Raw genomic sequence first — 829 nt, forward strand, 5'->3', positions numbered from 1 at the left:
AGGGAACCTTTGGGCGCCTCCGTTACCTTTTGGGAGGCGACCGCCCCAGTCAAACTACCCATCAGGCACTGTCCCTGATCCGGATAACGGACCTAGGTTAGATATCCAGAACAGCCAGAGTGGTATTTCAACGATGACTCCACAACCACTGGCGTGGCCGCTTCACAGTCTCCCACCTATCCTACACAAGCTGTACCGAACACCAATACCAAACTATAGTAAAGGTCCCGGGGTCTTTCCGTCCTACTGCGCGTAACGAGCATCTTTACTCGTAATGCAATTTCGCCGAGTTCGTGGTGGAGACAGCGCCCAAATCGTTACTCCATTCGTGCAGGTCGGAACTTACCCGACAAGGAATTTCGCTACCTTAGGATGGTTATAGTTACCACCGCCGTTTACTGGGGCTTAAGTTCACCGCTTCGCTTGCGCTAACAGTTCCCCTTAACCTTCCAGCACCGGGCAGGAGTCAGTCCGTATACATCGTCTTTCGACTTAGCACGGACCTGTGTTTTTAGTAAACAGTCGCTTGGGCCTGGTCTCTGCGACCCTCACCGCTTCCCCACGCACAGTGGTTCACGGATCAGGTCCCCCTTATCCCGAAGTTACGGGGGTATTTTGCCGAGTTCCTTCACCACGATTCTCTCGATCGCCTTGGTATTCTCTACCTATCCACCTGTGTCGGTTTAGGGTACGGGTGACTAACAACTCGCTCACGAAGCTTTTCTAGGCAGCATAGGATCACTCAGTTACCCCATCATGTCTCAGGCATGTGAGCCGCGGATTTGCCTACGACTCGCCCTACACATTTAGCCCGGGACAACCATCGCCC

The 829-nt window shown here is 53.4% G+C and carries 1 rRNA gene; it reads right to left on the minus strand.

Annotation, left to right across the window (positions count from 1 at the left end):
* Positions 1 to 829: ribosomal RNA gene (locus tag ABD089_RS13690) — 23S ribosomal RNA — on the minus strand; the annotation flags it as partial.

The organism is Luteococcus sanguinis, assembly GCF_039527675.1.
GTDB classification, from domain to species: Bacteria; Actinomycetota; Actinomycetes; order Propionibacteriales; family Propionibacteriaceae; genus Luteococcus; species Luteococcus sanguinis.